Source organism: uncultured Kordia sp. (assembly GCF_947496985.1).
Lineage (GTDB): Bacteria > Bacteroidota > Bacteroidia > Flavobacteriales > Flavobacteriaceae > Kordia.
In genome coordinates this window covers 1-1,165 of sequence record NZ_CANMEZ010000026.1, presented here as the reverse complement: position 1 = coordinate 1,165, position 1,165 = coordinate 1, and the positions used below count along the sequence as shown (strand labels likewise).

The 1,165-nt window shown below is 38.7% G+C and carries 1 pseudogene; it reads left to right on the top strand.

The annotated features are described in order from the left end of the window. Positions 1-1,165, top strand: a pseudogene (locus Q0828_RS24350) (CUB protein); the annotation flags it as partial.

Genomic DNA, 1,165 nt, shown 5'->3' with positions numbered 1-1,165 from the left:
CAGCTTTCTCTAGCTCAAATGGAACTATCCTCTATGGAAGAGTTGAAACTATAAATGGGTGTTTTAGAGTTGGACAGGTGAATCTATCTGTGGCTACCACACAGATTCCTGCTAGTTTTCAACTCAATTTCGAGGTCTGTGATGACGAACTAGTTGATAATGAAAATACCAATGGTGTAGCTACATTTGATTTTAGTAGTGCCGAAGCACAAATCAATGCACTCTTTCCTGCCACAGGACAAACGCTCACCATCACCTATTATGAAAACTTTACAGACGCCTTAGCAGAAACCAATCCCATTCCAGATATTAGCAATCACAGAAATGACGCTTCTCCTAATACGCAAAACATTGTTGTACGTGTAGATAGTGATGTGGATAATGCCTGTTTAGGACTTGGAGAACACATCACTCTAACGGTAAATCCATTACCAGATCAAAACACTATTACAGATTATGTAGTTTGTAGTGATGATCCAACGCAGTTTATTTTTGATCTAACCATAAAAGATACAGAGGTTATCAATGGACAAGCTAGTATTGATGTTTCTTATCACGAATCACTTGCTGATGCTATAGCTGATACAGATCCAATTGCAAGTCCATACATGTCTTTTGCCAGAACTATTTTTGTGCGTGCAGAAAATACCATCACAGGATGTATCAATACCTCTATGAGTTTTGATTTGATCATCAATGAAAATCCAATTGCCAACATGCCTGCTAATTTAGTGGTTTGTGACGATCCCTTTGACGGCATTGCTCAGAGTGATCTTAATTCACAAAGTGGACAAATCATCGGAACACAAACTGGTGTTTCTGTGCAGTATTATCTCAGTCAAACAGACGCTGAGAATGATACCAATCCGCTCGCCTCTCCATATACCAACATCAGTAATCCACAAACCATATTTGTGCGTGTAGAAAATGGAACCACGAGTTGTTTTAGCATCACTAATTTTGACATCACCGTTAATGAATCGCCTGTAGCCAATATCCCAACTGATCTAGAATACTGTGATACTGACAATGATGGTTTTGGTATTTTTGATATCAGAAGTACTGAGAATGAAATCACAGGTGGACTGATTCCAGGACAGGTAACAGTTACCTATCATGAAACACCAGAAGATGCTGATAATAATGTCAATGTGTTGGATGATAC